This window comes from Vibrio sp. E150_018 (assembly GCF_053544035.1).
In genome coordinates this window covers 1-20,333 of sequence record NZ_JBHGNY010000015.1, presented here as the reverse complement: position 1 = coordinate 20,333, position 20,333 = coordinate 1, and the positions used below count along the sequence as shown (strand labels likewise).

Genomic DNA, 20,333 nt, shown 5'->3' with positions numbered 1-20,333 from the left:
TGTCTGGGTTGTCTTAGGCACTCTGCAAAACTTTGGCTGTAAGTTGGTGAATTTGTGGCAAGACTATTGAACTCGTTTGAGCAATTTGTCTCTGTTCTTCGATAACTGAATGAAGAATGTCATTGGTGGTGAGTGGATTAGCGAGCACCACACGGAATACACTGGTTTCCATGCGGTCCCATTGTACTGGCGTTAAACGAGTACGGGAGACAAATGACAGGCCATTTTCACGCTGTTTCTTTTGAATAAATTGTGTCAGTTCATTGAGTAATTGGTGTAATTGTTTGCGCTCTTCAGTCGATGCAATTACTAAAGCTTTTTGCGTGTCTTGTGGTACATAGCGATAAGTCAGCAAACATAATTCCGGCTCAGAAATTAACTCGAAATCATTTTGCTGCTTGATTAAGTCGGCAAAGTAACGCGCTTTATCAATGCTTTGATCGATTAATAGTTCGTAACCTGGGCGGCTAATAATGTGCATGCTGGAATACACGAGCATCGCTATGCCGGAGCGAGAACCTTCTAATGTATGTGAACCGAGATCTTTCGAACCTTTACGTAGAATATATTCAGCATGGTGTTCAACCGCTTTCATTGCTTCTGGATTTTTAAATAACACCATTCCTGCACCCATCGGGATATACAGCTGTTTATGGGCATCTATCGTCACAGAATCAGCGCGTTCAATGCCTTTTAATAATGAACGATGATTATTTGACATTAATGTCGCGCCACCCCAAGCAGCGTCCACATGAAAGTGGCAATCTTCGCGTTGTGCAATATCGGCAATGGTGTCTAAAGGATCAATGTTGCCCGTTTCGGTTGTGCCCGCTACACCAATAATCGCGAATGGTTTGATTTTTTTTGCTTTAAGTTGCTTTATGGTTTCTTCAAGTGCTGTCGGGCAGATGCGGTTAGTTTCATCGGCCTTGACTGGAATAAGATTTGATTGGCCGATGCCGAGCACATCGGCAGCTTTTTTAAGAGAGTAGTGCCCACGTTCAGACACTAATATCGCCATGCCTTGATAGCCATAATGTATCATGGCGTTAAATAGACCTTCTTTTTCTACCCCTTGGAAATTGCCATCAGCTTTTAATGCATTATTACGCGCAACCCATAATGCGGTGATGTTTGCTATGGTGCCACCAGAGCAAAATGCACCGAGTGAATGCTCCGAACTATGCATCCATTTTTGATAAAAGTTTTCAGATTGCCCGTAAATTAAACGGTGTAACATGCCAAGTACTTGGCGCTCTAACGGCGTGAATGCTTTGGAGGTTTCAATTTTTACTAGGTTTTGATTCAGCGCAATCATGATTTTAGACAATGGCATTAAAAAGTAAGGCAATGCAGAAGTCATATGACCAATAAAGCTTGGTGCTGAGGTGTGTACCGAGTGGGAGACTAAAGTATCAAGAAGATGCTGAGTATGCTCTGAAACGAAGGTCGGAAACTCGGGAATGACGGCATCTGAAAAATCTTTTTCGATCTCTGATAAGGGTTTTTCTTCCGCGACAATATGTTCTCTTAAGAATTCATTTAGATTCTGAGAGAGCTTTTGTTCGATGTTACCCAAGGTTGAATCGGGAGCTTCCGGCACAGTAAAAATGCGCAGCAAGCTCTCAAAATTGACATCTACAATTTTGTCGTTAGATCCCATAACACGTTTTCTTCTAGAGTTTCCATTGATTTGAGCGAAATAATTTATCGTAATAAATCAATAAAGTCTCGCTCAAATGTCGGTAAGGTGTGTGCGGCCGTGATTATATACGGTTACTTACATATAGTTAATTACACTCAATGGCGTTAGTTTTCGCAACCGATTGATTGTATTTGTCTAATGCAGGTTTGATATTGCTAGGGTGGCTTAACAGGTCAGCAAAAGCAGAGCGTAATTCATAGTTCTTTTCATTCGGTGGCGATTGGCGGTCATCAAATGTTGTTTTAGCTACCTTGCCTAATTCATCATTACGTTGTGACAAAGTTTTTACATCGGCTTGAGAAAGTTTTAACCATGATTCTACTTGCTCATCCGTGGCAATTTTTTCAGGTTCAGAAGTGAGATAAAAATCCACTGCAGCACGGTTTAATTCAAAATGGTGGGTTCTACCTTGTAAAAACCAATCACCGACTTCTTTTAAATCTGGGTTTGTCTCGGTGGTAATCGATACAAGATCTTGGTACCAAGTTAAAGATGCATCAATATACGCATGGTATTTATCCGTTAAGCATTGGGTATTTTTATCTGTAGCGGCAAACACGGAACTGCTGAGAGATAACAATAAAAGGGCGATAGCAGGTTTTTTCATTTTCTTTCCTTGAGGTAAGGCACTAATAAAGCCATTTATTATAAATGATGGCAGTCGTCTAAATCAGTGCATCATATCACTTTTTATTGTTTGTTTTTTCGAATTTACGCGCCCAATGATACGAAAAATAACATCAGTACCGGAACGAGTAAGCTGAGTATAAAGCCGCTGACGATGGCAATAGGGACACATTTTACACCGCCAGTACTTTGGATGACGGGTAAAGTAAAGTCCATGGCTGTCGCGCCTGCATAACCAATACTGGTGCAAGGGTAGCGACGAATAAACATCGGTATGGCAATTAAGGCAACTAATTCACGCAGTAATTCCAACATAAAAGAAGCGCCACCATAAACGGGGCCATAAGCATCTCCCATCAAAATTCCCGCAAGTGAATACCAGCCAAACCCTGATGCCATCGCTAAACCATTAGTCATAGGTATATCCAATATATACGATGCAATGATGCCACCAATCCATGAGGTACCAACAACAATACAAGCGATGATCATACCGCGTTTATTTAAAATAATTTGTCTGAGCGTGAGGCCACTATTTCTTAATTGAATGCCAATGAAAAAGAGCAAGAGTAATAAAATGCTTTCGCTGATTTTACTAATGTACGGAACCTGAAAAGGAAGCAGTAGACCTAATAATAAGCCTGCGCCAACGACTAAAATGAGTTTGGCGGATTCTAATGCCATCATGTAAACCGGTAATGGAGCGGCTTTTGACTGGGCTTCGACGGGCATCCATTTATCTACAAATGGTAGTGCAGCCAGGTTGCAAGCACCAATCGAGATAAAAAAGGTAAAGGTGAAAAGTGCAATTGTCTGTAAGTTACTGCCTAAGTTATCTAACGCCGACAGACTTAATCCCATAAAAAATAGGATAACGTAGATCAAATAAGAAACGGTTTGATTGATTCTATGGTGCCAAGTTTCGCTACGGAGGGGGATGAAATAACCCACGACTAATGGCAGGAAAATCATAAATACACCTGAATACATAAACACCCCAAATGAAAAGTGAGAGAGTAAAGCGCAATTGCGCGACCATCTTAATGATTTTGAGAATAAAAATCATCCACTTAACTAAGTTGGCTCTTTATTTTTTATTTAAATTAAGTTTATTGGCTATTTTATACATAATGGCTTTTTCGTGGAAATATTTACTTTATGAATGTGTCATTACATTTCCATGACGTAATAAACATAACAATGCGACTGATTTCACGTTTTTTATGGGTTTTTATAGTTGAGTGTGAGCTGTGCACTTACTTAATTTTCATCATAAAGTATCATTAATATTAGAGCGTGTTCATAAAAACATGGTTAATAGAGTCTGTGTTTTTAAGTTGCTCGCAAAAATATGGAAATGATAAATAATATGTCTTAATGGCGCTTGTGTATTGATCGGGGGGTTAAACATAAGTACGGAGGTTACACATGGGTAGCAATATGGAACGTTCTTTTTTTGAATATGTAGCTAAATTTGGCTTATTTCAGAAGCGTTCAATGTTTGGAGGAATTGGATTATTTAGTGAAGATGCAATGTATGCACTGATTTCTGATGGAACTATTTTTATTCGTGGCGGCGGTAGTCTTGATAAAACCTTGGAAGAAAGGGGCTGTAAAAGATATAAACACGTTAAAAAACAAACAGTAGCAACAGTGAATTATTTTGATGTAACGAAACTTTATACAGAAGGTGATACGTCACTCGATAATATCATTCAATTATCAATAGAATATTCTAAGCAAGAAAGAGCATTTCAAAAGTCAGCAAATAGTCGTAGGTTGCGAGATTTACCCAATATGCAACTTACACTAGAGCGAATGGTGAAAAAAGCAGGCGTACCAGATGTGAGTACATTTTTACAGATGAGGCCTGAAGATGTCTTCATGAAGGTAAAAGAAGCGTATGGTGGTGATGTTGATATACGCTTGTTGTGGAAATTTGCCGGAGCAATAGATGGTTGCCATTGGAAACTTATTCAAGAGCCTAGAAAGCAACAACTTTTATCCAGTGTACACCACTAAGAAACCGTTAAGATCTACAGGAAAAGCCTCGTATTTTGTGCGAGGCTTTCTTGTCTTGGCAATGTTTGATTTTGATTAACAGTTAAGCGTGTTTAATTAATAGTTAAAACGTGCTGTAACCATAACTTGGTCACCATAGATGTAATTTAGCTTACCTTCTAGGCCAATAGAGAATAGTTCTGTTGCATGGAATCGACCTGAAATTGAACCATAAACTTCATCGGTATCATCATGGTTGTTGATTTTGTAGTAACCAACTTGACCTCCAATTTCAAACTGTGGACCTAACCACTGTCTAACACCTAGATTAACTTCCATACCTGAGTCATTATCAAATTTATGACGGTCATCAACCAATTTAAATAACATTTCACCAGTGATATCTGCCCAGTTATTGAGTGGAGCATGGAAACCCAAACCAGCTGAAAGATCGTAATCACTGTCGAATTCAGAATCTACAGAAAGGATGGCATGAGCATTAGGGTGGATAGATTTACTGACAGCGGCACCAAAAGTCATCGGACTAAAGCCGATTCGCGCATCAATGTAATCGTAGTTAAAGTTACTCATATTAGCAGAGCCATTATTAGCTGCAAAGGTAGACCCAGATACCAATAATAGGCCAGAAAGAATCAGTGACTTGCGCATGAAAGAAAACCCTTTATTTTTATTTAATTGTAAAAATAGCAAATAAATTATTTATTTTTTGCTCTATGCTGTTGATTTTGTCAGAAGCAACGACTTATGTAAATTGACAAAGTACCGGTTAATGTAAGCATTCAGACAAATATTATCACTTTATATATTCATTCAATGTCTTTTTTTTCATGACATTAAAAATGAATTTACGATAGACTGTTTTTTATTTGCTAAGGATTAAAATGAATAATGTAAAGAAGTTTGTCGCAATTGGTGGCGCAGTACTATTAGTTGCATGTTGGCCATTAGCACTAGGGCAGTTCGCTCAAACGACTATTCAAGATACGGTAAATGAGCTGGACACAAAAGAAGTCAATGTTGAGCTTGTTAATTATGATCGTGGTTACTTGAGCTCAACAGCACAAACTAAAGTCACTGTGGTTGATCCAGTATTAAAGCAACAGCTTGAATTAGATGGTTTGCCAACAGAGTTCATGTTAGATCACACTATCAGCCATGGCCTGATCAGTATCGCGACGGATACTAAGCCTAATGACTATTCTCGCTTACCGATTGATATCCATTCTGTTACCTATATTAATGGCTCAACTGCATTGGATATGACTAGCCAAAAAATGACATTTAACTTTGCTAATGATGAGAATTCTAAGTTGGAGTTTTCTCCTGTTAAATTGAATGCTGACATTAGCCGTGATGGACATATTAATTTTACTTATGTTTTTGACGGTTTTGATGGACATTTCAACAATGGTGAATCGTTGATTGTTGACTCTATTGTTGGTTCAGGCAACGGTCAAAAAAAAGAGGGCTTTTGGTTGGGAAGCCAACAAATCACTGTAGGTGAAACCAATATGGTGGATGCTCAGGGCGTGAGTATTGTTGATGTGCACAAATTCGATTATGAATTTAATACAGAAGAAAATGCAAAAGATAAAACTTTCTCTAGTCACCATAAAATCGCAATAGATACAGTAGAACTTGTTGATGATTCACTGACAGATCTGGGTGTTGATGCTTCATTTAATGCCTTAGATATTGAAAACTTTTCTCAATTATTAAGTGTTTATCAAGATAAAGGTCATGAGCTCAATAATGATGATCTTAAAGTAGTAATGGCATCGATCGATGGCTTGTTTGAAAAAGGGTTCAGTATTTCTCTTAATGAGATGAAAGCCTCGATTGGTGAAGGCAAGTTTAATAGTGATTGGTTACTTAATTTTCCTAAAGGAGATAACAAAGTGACTAAGAATCCAATGCAAGTGATTTCATCGATTTATGGTGAAGCTAATGCCTTTGTTTCCAATGAAATGGTTACGCAATTTCCATTTATTCAATCGGGTTTAGATAACCTAATTCAACAAGGAATCATGGCGAAGAAAGCAGATGGCTATCATCTTAATAGTGATATTAAAGACGGCAACATTGTGTTCAAAAATGGTAAAACATTGCCGTTATTTGCGGTACTTGCACAGTTATTCGTATAATTGAATTTTTTGAAAAAATAGGTGTTTTGTTATGAAAGAGGCCAATGTGGCCTCTTTTTTTACGTTTGAACAAAAATGACTTTTCTCAATTAAGTAAAAAATGGTATTACTGTAGGTAAATTCGTTATTTTCATTTCTCATCTACGCAGGAGCAGAATTCATCATGGAACCTACCTATAACTTCAGTGCTGGCCCAGCAAGCCTTCCTAAAGCGGTTATGCAACAAGCTCAAAAAGAGTTTTTAGATTGGAATGGCCTAGGCACATCCGTTATGGAAATCAGCCACCGCAGTAAACCTTTTTTGAAAGTTGCTGCGGATGCAGAGCAAGATCTACGCGATCTACTTTCCATCCCTAATAATTACAAAGTACTTTTCTGCCAAGGTGGCGCACGTGCTCAGTTCGCGGCGATTCCAATGAACTTATTGGGTGATGCTAAAACAGCTGATTATATTGATGGCGGATATTGGGCTGCTAGTGCGGTTGATGAAGCGCAAAAATATTGCCAACCGCATGTGTTTAAAGCATCTACCGAAATTGATGGTAAAACCGCAATACTGCCGGCTTCTGATTGGATTTTATCAGATGATGCAGCTTATGTGCATTTTTGCCCGAATGAAACCATTGATGGTATTGAAATTAATGATTTACCACAAACAGATAAACCAATTGTCGCAGATATGTCTTCAACAATTTTATCGCGTGAAATTGATGTATCTAAATATGGTGTGATTTACGCAGGTGCTCAGAAAAACATTGGTCCAGCCGGTTTATGTATTGTGATTGTGCGTGATGATTTGCTGGAATTAGCTAATTCAGCGTTGCCAAGCATTTTAAATTACAAAGTTTTGTTCGAAAAAGAATCGATGTTTAACACGCCTCCTACTTATGCTTGGTACTTGTCGGGATTAGTTTTTAAATGGTTGAAAGCTAATGGTGGTGTTGCGAAAATTGAAAAAGTGAACCGTGCCAAAGCAGCGTTACTTTACCAATGCATTGATGAATCGGACTTTTATCGTAATAATATTCATGCGAATAATCGTTCGTTAATGAATGTGCCATTTCAACTCGCCAAACCTGAGCTTGATGGATTGTTTCTTGAGCAAGCTGAATCGCGAGGTTTACAAGCCTTGAAAGGACATAGAGCGGTAGGGGGTATGCGAGCATCTATCTATAATGCAATGCCGTTAGAAGGGGTTCAAGCCTTGGTTGATTTCATGAAAGCGTTTGAAGCAGCAAATAAATAATATACCTGGAGCTTAAAGTCGTTCATATAAGTAATAGTGATGCTTCGTATGATATAAAGAAATCGCCAAGTTGAAACGATCAACTTGGCGGTTTTTGTTTGGGTTACCTTTTTAACAAGTTAAGGTGAAGAGGTGCTTTATTATTATAGACGTTGATGTAAGCGGTGATACAAGCCATTTTGGGCCAGTAATTCGCTATGGTTGCCTTGCTCTACTATTTTGCCTTGATCCATCAGACAAATCATATCCATTTTTTCTAAGCCAACTAGACGGTGAGTAACGAATACCACTGTTTTATCCATAGTATGCTTACTTAATAACTGTATGATTTGGCTTTCAGTTTGTTTATCTAGGCCTTCTGTTGGTTCATCTAACAGCATAACTGGAGCGTTGTGTAATACCGCACGCGCAATACCGATACGACGTTTTTCACCGCCAGATAGTTGACGACCACCATCTCCTAACCAGGTATCTAACCCGGTACTGTCATTAAGATGAGACAGGCCAACTTCTTGTAAAATTTGCTTCATTTCTTCATCGGAAGCATCTGGTTTAGCCAGTTGTAGGTTGTCTTTCAATGTACCATTTAGAATATCAACACGTTGACTAACTACTGAAATACTTTGGCGTAAACCTTTCTCTGTCCATTGTTCGATAGAGCTACCGCCAAGGAGTAATTCACCAGAAGTGACATCAAATTGGCGAGTTAATAATTGCAGTAAAGTAGATTTACCTGAACCAGTTTGGCCGACAATCGCAAGTTTCTGACCCGCACCTAAATGCAGTGATACTGATTTAAGTGCATCGGTATCACTATCATGGTAACGGTATTTCACATTGTTTAGCTGAATATCATAATTTTGGCTGGTTTCGGTGCCAGATTTGGTAAACACGACATCTGGTTTTGCTGAAAGGACTTCATTTAATCGGCGTGCCGATTCTAAGGTTTGTCCTAGGTATTGGAATGCACCAGCAATTGGCATTAAAAGCTCAAAACTTGCCATGGTTGCAAAGGCCATCATCGCGACCATTGGACCAGGAAGCTGACCATTAATACCGTCAGCAGCCATCCAAATGATCAGCACTAGGCTCCAACCATTTGAGAGTAACAGTAGGGCGCTTGCAAGACCGGTGTAGTGAGCATTCTTAAATTGATTTTGAATTAGCGAATTTTGGTGTGTGCTTATGGATTCACGGTATTTTGGTTCAGCGCCAAATAGGACTAACTCACTGTGCCCTTGTACCCAATCTAGCGTTGCAATACGTAGCTTAGCTTTATTTTGGGTTAGCGTTTCACCATTGTGCTTACCTAATTTGTAGAAAATAATCGGCCACAATAATAACAAGGTGAGTAGAATCAACCCAAGTGTTAAGCCTATGGTTAAATCAAACCAAGCAATGAACACAGTTAACGATGCGATACCAAAAATGCCGACGATAACTGGGCTCACTAAACGTAAATACACGTGATCCATGGCATCGACATCCGCCACAAGACGGTTGAGTAGATCCGCATCGCGCAGTTTTGATAAACGCCCCGGAATCAATGGTGTTAATTTTTTAAAGAAGAAAATGCGTAAATCGGCCAATAACTTGAACGTTGCATCGTGGCTGACAACTCGCTCACCCCAACGGCCAGCAGTTCTCGCCATTGCAAAACCTCGAACACCACCACCAGGTAGCATGTAGTTGAAGGTTTCTCGTGCAATAGTAAGCCCAGCAACCGCCGCTGCGGATAAGAACCAACCTGAAAGGGTAAGTAGGCCAATTGAGGTCACTAAAGTCGCAAAGGCTAAAAACATACCCAGTGATAGGCTAAACCAGTGCTTTTTGTAGAGTTTGAGATAAGGTGTTAACTCACGCATCTAAATTCCCCTTATTCTCGTTGTCGGTTTCAACTTTTGAAGACAACATTTGAGCAAATAAACCTGAATCTTTAATCGCATTATATTGGCCTGATTGAACAATCTGACCAGCGTTCATCACTAAGATATTTTCAACTTGCTTTAAGTGATCTAATTGGTGAGTCACCATTAATGTCGTTTTGCCAACGGTATTATCCGTTAATGCTTTAGCTACTAATTTTTCACTGTGTGCATCTAAGCTGGCGGTTGGTTCATCTAACAGCCAGAATTGGCCATTTTGCAGCATGGCGCGAGCGAGTGCTAAACGCTGTGCTTGTCCAACAGAAAGGCCACCTGAACGATCGCTAATGTGATAATCCAAACCATGACTTTCGACAAATTCAGCCGCAAAGGCATCTTGTAATGCTTTAGTGACTTCTTGTTGAGAAATGTTTTGTTGTCCAAGAACCACGTTGTCATAAATGCTGCCGTTAACCAGTAGTGGATTTTGGCCCACCCAACTGATATTACTGCGCCATTGTTTTAAATCGAGTTCTTTGACTTCAATGCCATTGATTTGCAAAGAGCCAGAATAGGGTAGAAAGCCTAGAATCGCATTGATTAGGCTGGTTTTACCTGCGCCACTTGGGCCAACTAACGCTGTGGTTTGATTTGTATCTAAAGTGAAAGAGATAGGACCAACTAGTTTCGTTTTTTCTGGACTAAACACTTCCAAATCATGGGCGGTAATGACGATTTTATCTGGGGCAGATAAAGGTGTAGTGCCAGATTTAGCCGCTTCAACATCAGCATCTAAAAACTCAACAATACTTTCTGCCGCACCTAAAGCTTGAGCTTTTGCATGGTAGAAGGACCCTAAGTCACGTAATGGTTGGTAAAATTCAGGGGCTAATACAAGAACAAACAAACCAGTAAATAAGGTGATTCCTGCGCCGTAGTAACCAAAGTTAAGTTCGCCAATGTAGCTAAACCCGAAATACACCGCGGTAATTGCAATGGAAATAGATGTGAAGAACTCAAGTACTGCTGAGGATAAGAAGGCAATACGCAGCACATCCATAGTGCTTTTACGTAAAACTTCAGAAGCTCCACGTAATAATTCTGTTTCAGCTTCAGCGCGATGGAATAGACGAATCGTGGTCATGGACTGCAAACGATCATAAAAATGACCCGATAAACGTTGCAATGCTTTGAAGTTCTTTTTATTGGCATCAGCTGCTTTCATACCAACTAATGCCATGAATAGTGGAACGAGTGGAGCAGTGATAAGGAAAATCAAACCTGCCGCCCAGTTGGTTGGGAATACGACCACTAAGATTAAAAACGGAATGAAGACCGCGAGTGACATTTGCGGCAAGTAACGAGAGAAGAAGTCTTGCATCTCTTCAACTTGTTCGAGTAATAATGCTGCCCAAGTACCAGCCGGTTTACCTTTAATATAGGCAGGGCCTAGATCGCGTAGTTTATCTAAAATTTGTTGACGAATATAAAGGCGTACTGCTTCACCACAGCGATAACCGGCAATTTCACGGCCCCAAGTACATAATGCACGGCCTGCGATCATCACTGCTAAACCGATGAAAGAACTGACGAGTTGATGTTTATCGATGTTCTCTATGATGATGTTATGCAGAATAGAGGCTAAGAATGCGGCTTGACCGAGTAGAAATAAGGTAGAAAGAACACCTAACCCTATTGTGATCAGTAACCATTTTTTCGCAAGTTTACCTTGCTGTTTTAGCCATTTAGTTAAATGACGTCTTTGTTGTTTATCCATGTAAGACTCATTCCCATCAGGGGTGAAAGGGGCAGGATTGCATCTAAAAAAGGCCATTATTATAAACACTGAAATTCGAGAGTGATGCCATGTCGGCACTGCAGTGATATAACAAATTGGCTTGTGTTACTTTCACCTAAATAATTAGGCAGACATATTCTATCAGCGATTGATTCACTTGTACTTAATAAGGCGCTTATTTATAAAAGAAAAGAGGACCGAAGCCCTCTTAGGTAAGTATTATTTTAACGCATCTAGGTAGCGTTCGGCATCGAGTGCAGCCATACAACCTGTACCTGCGGATGTGATCGCTTGGCGATAATTATGATCCATAACATCACCCGCAGCAAATATACCTTCAATGCTAGTTTGAGTCGCGTTGCCTTCTAGGCCTGATTTGACGATGATATAACCATCTTTCATTTCAAGTTGGCCTTGGAAAATATCGGTGTTCGGCTGATGACCAATCGCAATGAAAGCGCCCATCACATCAATAGTTTCAAGGTTATCAGATTGAGTATCCTTAATTTTAACACCAGTTACGCCCATTTCATCACCCACGACTTCTTCAAGTGTGCGGTCAGTATGTAGAATGATATTACCATTCTCGACTTTATCCATTAAGCGGTTAATAAGAATTTTTTCTGAGCGGAAGCTGTCGCGACGGTGAATTAAGTGAACTTCAGAAGCAATGTTTGACAAGTAAAGTGCTTCTTCTACTGCGGTATTACCACCACCGACTACCGCAACTTTTTGGTTGCGATAGAAGAAACCATCACAAGTGGCACAAGCCGAAACGCCGCGACCTTTGAAGGTTTCTTCAGATTCTAAACCTAAGTATTTAGCAGACGCGCCCGTTGAAATAATTAACGCATCGCAAGTATATTCGCTTGAATCACCTTTTAGCCGGAAAGGGCGCTGGCTGAAATCTACTTCATTAACATGGTCAAACACAATCTCAGTTTCAAAACGTTCAGCATGCTCTTTCATGCGATCCATTAAGCCTGGGCCTGTTAATCCTTCTGGATCACCCGGCCAGTTTTCAACTTCAGTTGTGGTGGTTAATTGACCACCTTGTTGCATACCTGTCACTAATACCGGTTTCAAATTGGCGCGTGCAGCATAAACCGCCGCAGTATAACCAGCAGGACCTGAACCAAGGATGAGTAAATTACAATGCTTAACGTTGTTCATGAAGACTCCAATTTGAATGCGTTATTGTGTCTGGATTGTATGGAAAATATCGCATTAAAGAAAGTAATAGATTTACATTCTGCAAAGGTAATGGAGTGAAACGCCATAGTATCACTAAATACATACACTCAATCAGAATTATACTCTGCAACATTTAAACAAGATGCCTGAAGTGACTTGTTATGGGCATATCAACCTAGAAAGTATTTCACAGCTAACGCTTATCTTTACATTAAAAGTCAAAGGGGTAGATTTTGGTGAAATGGCAAAGTTTTTAGCGAAAAAGAATATGTGCGTTTGGAGCAGGCACTTTTATACGATTGGAGTATTAAAGTAGTTAAATTGTTCGAGGGGGCGGGAGGGCTATTGCGGGTCGGTTTAATGCATTACAACAAGGAGATAGAGGTATTTTTTGATGAGTTAGTTGAGTATTCAGGATTTAATTTAACCTCGCCATCAGTTAACTAGGTATAAGCAAGATCTTGCCAATACCAAGCAAGATCTTGCCTACTTAATGTTGCTATGAAAATGAAAAACTATTGATTTTATTGAGGATAAAAAATTGGCATGGTAGTTGCTGTATCGTTGACGTGATTTCAGGTAAAGGTTTGCTTCATCAATTAATTAAAGCAAACCGGTAAAGCGTTAAACATTAAAAGGATAGGGCATGGCAACGCTACAATTTAGTCTTCGCGTCGATGGTGTCAGTGACGAATCGTTAGTCGTGAGAAGCTATCAAGGACAAGATAACTTTTCTTCGGTTCAACAAACTGATGGTAGTTGGTGCCATGGTTTTCGTTATCAGATTCAGCTTGCCAGCCGTCGTCCCGATTTAACTGCTTTAGACATGGTCGATAAAAGTGTCGAGCTTGTCATGCATCGCGATGGCGAAATAGTACAACGCATCAACGGCATTGTTCGCAATTTTACTCAAGGCGAAACCGGTCATCACCATACCTTCTATTCCCTAACGCTAGTGCCTGACATTGAGCGTTTATCGCTGCGCCATAACAGCCGCATTTTCCAATCCATTTCCGCGCCCGATATCATCGCCACTTTGTTTAAAGAAATGGACATTCAAGATTTTGCTTTTGCGCTAACTCGCACGCCAAAGCAACGAGAGTTCTGCATGCAATATCGAGAAACTGACCTTGAGTTCATTAACCGTCTTGCCGCCGAAGAAGGCATGGTTTATCACATTGAACATTCAAAAGGAAAACACAGTGTACTGTTCACCGATGATTCTCAAGTCATTAGCTCGTTAGGTGCTCCGGTTCCTTATAACGTGATGGCAAGCGGTATCAGCTCAACGCCGTATATAAAAGAGTTCAGCAAGACCACTCAGTTTGGAGTCAGTGAAGCACACAGCGGTGATAGTAGCTTTAAAAAGCCGCAGTACATTTTTAGCCAACAAGCCGTTGCTAGCGATATAGACTACCAGCGTGATACCTATGAGCACTTTGATGCACCGGGACGCTTTAAAGATGACGCTACCGGTAAAGAATTCAACCAACTACGCCTAGATAGTTTGCGTCGCTATGCTCACACAGCCAAAGGTAAAAGCAATGAACCGCAACTACAAACGGGCGCTAAGTTTGAATTAAGTGAACACTCTGATGACAGCTTTAATAAACAATGGTTAGTTATTGCGAGTACTCATCAAGGCGACCAACCGCAAGCACTTGAAGAATCCGCAGGCGGAAAACCCACGACTTACGCTAATCAATTTAAAGCAATACCCGCGGAGAAAACGTGGCGCACGCCGCAAATGACTCGCCTACAAGTTGATGGCCCAATGACCGCTTATGTTGTCGGCCCTGACGGTGAAGAAATCTTTTGTGATGAATATGGCCGCGTCAAACTGCATTTCCCGTGGGATAGATATTCAAATGGTGATGAGCATAGTTCATGTTGGGTGCAAGTCTCACAAGGCTGGGCCGGTAGTCAATATGGACAAATCGCCATTCCAAGAATCGGCCATGAAGTGATTGTCTCGTTTTTAAACGGCGACCCAGACCAACCGATTGTGACCGGTCGCGCCTTTAATGCCCAAAACCTACCGCCTTACCCACTACCTGATAACAAAACTAAAACCGTATGGCGCAGTGAAACCCACCAAGGTGAAGGGTTTAACGAAATCAGTTTTGAAGACCAATCTGGCTCGGAGCAAGTGTATGTTCATGCGCAAAAAGATTTTAAATCGGAAACTCTCAATGACCACATTACCGATGTAAATCACGACCAGCATCTAACCGTAGAAAACAATCAATTCACTCAGATCAAAAATAATCACAATTTGACGGTAGAAGGTGAAAGCCGCACCAAGGTAACCAAAGATCAAACCACTGAGGTTGATGGTTCAATACAAGTTAAGTCTGGCTCTAAGATTATCAAAGATGCGGCGACGGAAATTCATCTAGATGCCGGGCAAAAAATAATATTAGAAGCGGCGAGTGAGCTGACCATAAAAGCAGGTGGCAGTTTTGTTAAAGTGGATGCAGCAGGTGTGCATTTAGTGGGTGCAGGGGTGAATATTAACTCCGGTGGTAGTGCGGGGAGCGGTAGTGGTTACAGTGGTTCTATACCTGTTTTGCCGTTAGGGATTGAATCACCAGTTGTGCCGGTAAACCCATTACCCATGCAGATCTCTGCAACTAAAATGCAGACTTTAGCGATTGCGAATGTTGCTTTAGCGAAACAATGTCAAAAGCAAGCAGATGGCTCTTGTACTCGTGTGGATTGCGCTTGTGATAAGGGGGTATCGAATGAATAACTTTTGGATAGTAGTCGATACTGTGCGTATTCCTGATGCACTAAAGCAGCTTAAAACGGTTGCTGAACTTGATACCGTTTTACCTTTGTATGCGGGCTCTGATTTTGATTATTTAATCGATCAAAGCCCATTGTTGATTAATCTTGGTTCAAATGAATCGGTATTAGATAAATGGCGTACTTTGCCTTTGTTTGATTCTAGTTCAGTGGTTCTCACTTTAAATAAAAATATTGATGCTTATGCGCTGCTCAATCATTTACAAAAATTATTGTCGGTAAGCATTGACCAAATGGCTTTTTTATTCCGCTTTTATGTGAACATCATTTGGGAGCAAGTGGCGAGTGAGCTTAATGAACAAGACATTCATACTATTTTAGGCCCAGCGAGTGGTTTGTATTGGGTTGATGATTCGCAGCAGATTCACTCTTTTCATCAACAAAGCACTTCGGATAAAGAAAATACGGAAACTCCTTATCGTTTAACCTCATCAATTTTTAAGCAGTGGGTATAAATCATGGCTCAACAATACACAATATTAAAAAATGACTGTTTAAGCATGCTGGCGGAACGTTTTAATACCACCAAAGACGTTTTGATGAGCTTAAATAGCGAGCAAATTAAAAATCCCGATCTGATTTATGAAGGGAGCAAACTAACCTTACCCGATCCTGCCATTGAAAGTATTCCTTTAGATGGCAGCCGTACTGAACTACCTAAACCGCCAGAAGAACTCGCAGGTGGCGCTGATACATGTAGCGAGCCGCTTGATTTTGCGGACATTTTATACCTACCCGCTCACCCTAAAACAGGTAAGAAGTGTTGGTATGGCATTACCGAAGATGCGAAGAAAATTATTGAAAAAGAAAAAGCGCTGCTAGATACCACGATAGTGGAAGGTGACGTACAAACAACCACTCAGAATTTAAGTAAATTAGGAGTGTTATCTAAATTTGCTGCAAAACATTTTGAACAATTTATGTCGCAAGAAAACGCAGATGATTATAAAACACTGAATTTATTTAAATTGGTGATCACGCGTTATTTATACAAAGAGACCGATAGCGATCCGTTTGATGTTCTCTACGATATGGCAGAAAAGGCCAATATCAACATGGGCGGCTTAAAAAGCAAAGTTAAGTATTGGAAACGCTATGCTGAGAAGCTTCAAAGCCATTTTGAACAAGCGGATGCCATGGCGCGAGATAGGGCTAATTCTAGGGTGGATGCGATTTCAGGTGCTTCTATTAATACGGCTCGAGAAGCGCGTAACCAACAAGCCAACGTTGACCAATATTTATTGGATCAATTACATCATACGGTGCTTGATGACATTATCGACAAAATAGAAAGTATGGAAAAAGCGGCGATTGATAAAGCGGAAGAAATGAATTCGGATGACGGCACGTATTTTGTGTATCGAGAAGAGCTAAAATACTTCACTAGCAAGCAACAAGAGACGATTGAAAAATATGCAAAAATGCTCTCTGACAATCATGATGAAATGTCGATTGCTCAGTTGCCTCATGATAAAGCGAAAGCAAAATTAAGCGCACTTATTCAGCAACCTCAAGAGGCGCAATCTCCTTATGGTATGAATTGGTATTCTGCCGCGGTGAGTAACCTAAATCGACAAGGCTTAGTGGTCAAAGAGCAATGTTTAACCTTGGCGCAATTAGAAGGTGATAGCCCAGCAAACCAAGGGCCGAAAGTATTAAATGAAAAAATGCCGGACTGGCGCCTGCCAAATCAAGTGATTGATATTGAAAAAGATGATTTGATAGAAGCGCTTTATGTCCAATCTAAAGGTAATAAACAACCAACCAAAGATGATAGTGAGACAGAGGGAATGTCATCGTTAGTGAATGACGTGGCGCTTGATTGGTCTTACTATCCAAGCTTGGCGCTGATAGCCTTAATTGATAATACGATAACCGAGCACCAAAAGAACTTAGCGCAAGTATTAGGCACACCACTGCCGCTTGATGAGCTTTTTAATAAATTGCTATGGGTTAAAAAAGTGGCTAAGGCGCGCATCGAGCTGTTAAAAAGCGTGGCGCAATCTCGATTAGAGTCATCCAACCCTAATTTAGAATTTCAGTCGCCTTTTGTGGCTTCTCTGCCCACTAAACTCACTTTATTGTGGGATAATAGTTACAAACCAAAAATGAAAAATAAAGCGGGTTTTGAAAATCAGGCCGAGCTCAATGATTTACAGGTTGTGGAATGCAGCTTGATGTCGAGCGGCGAGCTGTTTTACCTGCGTGGCCCTGCTTGGTACATACCAGAAAGTAACGAGGATACTTTATGTTCGCAGGCCAAAGGGCATGTGCGCAATATTACCGGTCAAATTAAGTGTGCGAGCCAACAATCGAATAGTGAAAGTGCGGTCACTTCATTATCGGATGCGCTTGAAAAGCTGAAAGAGCCAGAGGTGAAGTTGGATTTACTACCACTGACCAAAGAGAAGAAATTTGATACGGCATTTTGGTCAGATGGTTACCATTATCAAAATGGCATAAGCCCCGATCGTAAAGAAGCCGAATACAGTGCGGATGCTGGGGCGCAGTTGTTCCGCTTTAGTAGTAAAGCGGCCGCAAGCTTAAACTCGCCATTAAGCAGTTATCAAAATGCGCTAAAGAACCCAAAACAACTGGGCGGCTCGGGTGAAGTGTCAGCGAATTTTTCGTTGTTGCAAGCGCAAGCCAGCTTTATGTTTTGGTTGCCGTTTGAAAAGGGCAATAAGGATAAAGACATCAAAGATGTCAAAGGCTATGACCTGACATTAGACTATGTCGATGCTCATAATACACAGCAAGAATATAAAGCAGGTTGCTTAGCGGCCAAAATTGAAGGCTCGGTGTATGGTTTGGCGGGCGCATCTTGCCAACTCAGCAGTAAGGTAGCGTTTGGGGCTTCTGATACCGGAAGTGGTAATTTTGGACTAAAGGGCAGTTCAGTGACGGCCTTTGACCCCAATATACAGTCCACGAATGTGCTGAATTCTGGCCCAGTAAGCTCTGATTATCCTTTGGATGCCGGCGTTACCGTGGATGCCTTTGCAGGAGTTGAAGCTGGAGGTACTTTAGGGGCTACCGTGTATTGGCAGCCACCGCCTATTAAGGATAAGAACCCGTATCAACAACTGGGTAGTATTAATGGTGAGCTTTCTGCCTCCTTTGGCGCGGGAGCTAAAGGTGAGTTTCGCTTATTGTTCCAAGGTGGCGTGTTAGTGCTTGTGAGCTCAGCAAAATTGGTGATGGGGCCGGGAGCTTCAGGTAAACTCGCCATTAATCTAGACATGTTAGGGGTAGACCGATTTGTGGATACCTTGCTTGGGGTGCTAAAGCAGCACGACTTTAAGCGTTTAGCGATGTTTGGTGATGTAGACAAAGACGGCGAGAATGAAGACTTTGCGTTACTTAATAATGTATTAACGCTTGCCATGACTATGGGGTTAACGGTGGCTGATGTGTTATTGATGCCAGTATCGACATGGGCGGAGTATAAGCAAAGCACCTTGAGTAAAGAGTGTGCGCCGTTGTTGGCTGGTCGTACAATTAGTGATGACCCCAAAGTGCAAAGAGAAATGAAAAATTGGGTAATAAAACTTCCACCCGAAACCTTACGTAATTTGTTTGTTACCTTGATTAAAGAGCAAGATAAACCAGTAACACGTATCAACGGAACTATAGTGTATACAGTTACCCAAAGCAACCAACGCCTAGCACAATCCATCGTACAAATCATGCAATGGTTAGTGGATGATGAAAATGACAACATCAGCTCAAAACGTCAGTGGAAAGAAAGCTTGATTCGCATGAATAATGACCCAGCGATATTGCAAGATAAGCCTTTGCAGTGGGAATCGTTTAAGGATAATTGGTTTAAGCTGGCGAGGTTTGTGAAGCAGTTTGGTGAAGGGAGTATTATTAATTTTAACCTTACTTCTGTTGCACTTTGCCAGAACATGGTGCTGACGTATTCGGATGAACTAGAAGACCCACTAGCGAATAGCTATCAAAGTAGCTATGTGACTTTACCCAAGGTTAAAGTGCGCCGCTATCACGCTTACCCGGTTTCCATTGTAGAAAATCCTGACGCCAAACAAGGTGAGGCTATTCAAATCCGTAATACGGATGGTGAAGTTGAAACCAAACAAGAGTTTATTATGGAGTGGACGATTAATGCCGCGTTATCTTAAGTTATCTATCAGTGCAGTATTGTGTGTTTTCACGCTTGGGCTCATGGGCTGTAATGACTACACGCCAAACCCTGAAGACGATATTGCGCTTTTTCAGCCATTTATTGATGCCAATATTAATAAAAAATCGGATGACCCATACATTTCCAGTACCGTGAAACCGGGAGATAAGCTGTACGATATTTTGGTGAATATTCAACATGGGAATAATAAAGAAGCCTATAAATACTTGGAACCTCTTTTAGACAACAAAGATCCAGAAGCACAGTTTTGGTATTCCAAAATGATTTACATGGCAAGTGTAAAATCTATTCCAAAATCTATTCGGTTATATCAAGAGGCAGCAAAAGCTGGAAATGCTTATGCGCAGTTTGAATTGTCTCCAGACTCTGAGGGATGTCTTCTATATTTTGGAGAAAAAGTTTGTACACAAGAAAACCTGATTAAAGCGATTGATATGTTCAAACAACAAGCAAAGCAGGGAGATTTGCGGGCGCAATATTTTTTATTAAAAAAGTTAACCCAAGATGGAAAACTGGTCCCAGTGATCACAGAAAATCAATTGGCTAATGGTAATTACTATCAATTGAATTTTTCAAAAGAAACTCGTCAGCACTACATCAAAGAAGTGATTCGGTTTGCGGAGAATTATTATTATCAACCTTTGATGGATTATGTTGATGCTATTTTGATTTGGGATTTAAATGCTGGGGATTATAAAAACAAAGCGCTTACATCAAAAGAACAAAAAATGATAACTGGTTTGTTTGAAATTATGG

At 40.6% G+C, this 20,333-nt stretch carries 14 protein-coding genes; 7 read left to right on the top strand and 7 right to left on the bottom strand.

What is annotated here, in order from left to right; genetic code table 11:
• Positions 1–13: 13 nt before the first annotated feature.
• From panP to ACE3G9_RS13465, 3 genes are all read right to left on the bottom strand, one after another.
• The gene (panP, locus tag ACE3G9_RS13475; protein WP_449219402.1) at positions 14–1,663 is read right to left on the bottom strand and encodes a pyridoxal-dependent aspartate 1-decarboxylase PanP; all 1,650 of its coding nucleotides are present in this window, start codon (positions 1,661–1,663) and stop codon (positions 14–16) included.
• Positions 1,664–1,790: 127 nt separating this feature from the next.
• Positions 1,791–2,312 (bottom strand): hypothetical protein, encoded by a 522-nt coding sequence (locus ACE3G9_RS13470; protein WP_449219401.1) that lies wholly within the window; start codon positions 2,310–2,312, stop codon positions 1,791–1,793.
• 104 nt (positions 2,313–2,416) lie between these two features.
• Positions 2,417–3,322, bottom strand: a complete 906-nt coding sequence (locus ACE3G9_RS13465) for a lysine exporter LysO family protein (protein WP_449219400.1) — start codon at positions 3,320–3,322, stop codon at positions 2,417–2,419.
• A gap of 450 nt (positions 3,323–3,772) precedes the next feature.
• Here ACE3G9_RS13465 and ACE3G9_RS13460 point away from each other — a divergent pair, with 450 nt between their 5' ends.
• The gene (locus tag ACE3G9_RS13460; RefSeq protein WP_449219399.1) at positions 3,773–4,354 is read left to right on the top strand and encodes a TfoX/Sxy family DNA transformation protein; all 582 of its coding nucleotides are present in this window, start codon (positions 3,773–3,775) and stop codon (positions 4,352–4,354) included.
• Positions 4,355–4,450: 96 nt separating this feature from the next.
• Here the strand turns inward: ACE3G9_RS13460 and ACE3G9_RS13455 are convergent, their stop codons facing one another.
• Positions 4,451–5,002, bottom strand: a complete 552-nt coding sequence (locus tag ACE3G9_RS13455; protein WP_449219398.1) for a hypothetical protein — start codon at positions 5,000–5,002, stop codon at positions 4,451–4,453.
• 233 nt (positions 5,003–5,235) lie between these two features.
• Here ACE3G9_RS13455 and ACE3G9_RS13450 point away from each other — a divergent pair, with 233 nt between their 5' ends.
• The gene (locus ACE3G9_RS13450) at positions 5,236–6,498 is read left to right on the top strand and encodes a DUF945 family protein (protein ID WP_449219397.1); all 1,263 of its coding nucleotides are present in this window, start codon (positions 5,236–5,238) and stop codon (positions 6,496–6,498) included.
• A gap of 163 nt (positions 6,499–6,661) precedes the next feature.
• Positions 6,662–7,744: a 3-phosphoserine/phosphohydroxythreonine transaminase gene (serC, locus tag ACE3G9_RS13445; RefSeq protein WP_449219396.1), complete on the top strand. Its 1,083-nt coding sequence runs from the start codon at positions 6,662–6,664 to the stop codon at positions 7,742–7,744.
• Positions 7,745–7,887: 143 nt separating this feature from the next.
• Here serC and cydC read toward each other — a convergent pair whose 3' ends face one another.
• The 3 genes from cydC to trxB all read right to left on the bottom strand — a co-directional run bounded on the left by cydC (position 7,888) and on the right by trxB (position 12,580).
• The gene (gene cydC / locus ACE3G9_RS13440) at positions 7,888–9,609 is read right to left on the bottom strand and encodes a heme ABC transporter ATP-binding protein/permease CydC (RefSeq protein ID WP_417879016.1); all 1,722 of its coding nucleotides are present in this window, start codon (positions 9,607–9,609) and stop codon (positions 7,888–7,890) included.
• Positions 9,602–11,386, bottom strand: a complete 1,785-nt coding sequence (cydD, locus tag ACE3G9_RS13435) for a heme ABC transporter permease/ATP-binding protein CydD (RefSeq protein ID WP_449219395.1) — start codon at positions 11,384–11,386, stop codon at positions 9,602–9,604. The genes cydC and cydD overlap by 8 nt, the downstream gene beginning before the upstream one ends.
• A gap of 240 nt (positions 11,387–11,626) precedes the next feature.
• The gene (gene trxB / locus ACE3G9_RS13430) at positions 11,627–12,580 is read right to left on the bottom strand and encodes a thioredoxin-disulfide reductase (protein ID WP_417879014.1); all 954 of its coding nucleotides are present in this window, start codon (positions 12,578–12,580) and stop codon (positions 11,627–11,629) included.
• Between the two features lie 667 nt (positions 12,581–13,247).
• Between trxB and ACE3G9_RS13425 the strand changes: the two genes are divergently transcribed.
• The 4 genes from ACE3G9_RS13425 to ACE3G9_RS13410 form a co-directional block, all read left to right on the top strand.
• Positions 13,248–15,353 carry a type VI secretion system Vgr family protein gene (locus ACE3G9_RS13425; RefSeq protein ID WP_449219394.1) on the top strand — a complete coding sequence of 702 codons (2,106 nt, stop codon included), beginning with the start codon at positions 13,248–13,250 and terminating at the stop codon, positions 15,351–15,353.
• Positions 15,346–15,864 (top strand): DUF4123 domain-containing protein, encoded by a 519-nt coding sequence (locus tag ACE3G9_RS13420; protein ID WP_449219393.1) that lies wholly within the window; start codon positions 15,346–15,348, stop codon positions 15,862–15,864. The genes ACE3G9_RS13425 and ACE3G9_RS13420 overlap by 8 nt, the downstream gene beginning before the upstream one ends.
• 3 nt (positions 15,865–15,867) lie before the next feature.
• A complete protein-coding gene (locus tag ACE3G9_RS13415; RefSeq protein WP_449219392.1) occupies positions 15,868–19,554 on the top strand; it encodes a LysM peptidoglycan-binding domain-containing protein in 3,687 nt (1,228 codons plus the stop codon).
• On the top strand, positions 19,538–20,333 hold a 796-nt coding region (locus ACE3G9_RS13410; protein WP_449219391.1), incomplete at its 3' end, for a tetratricopeptide repeat protein. The genes ACE3G9_RS13415 and ACE3G9_RS13410, both read left to right, overlap by 17 nt.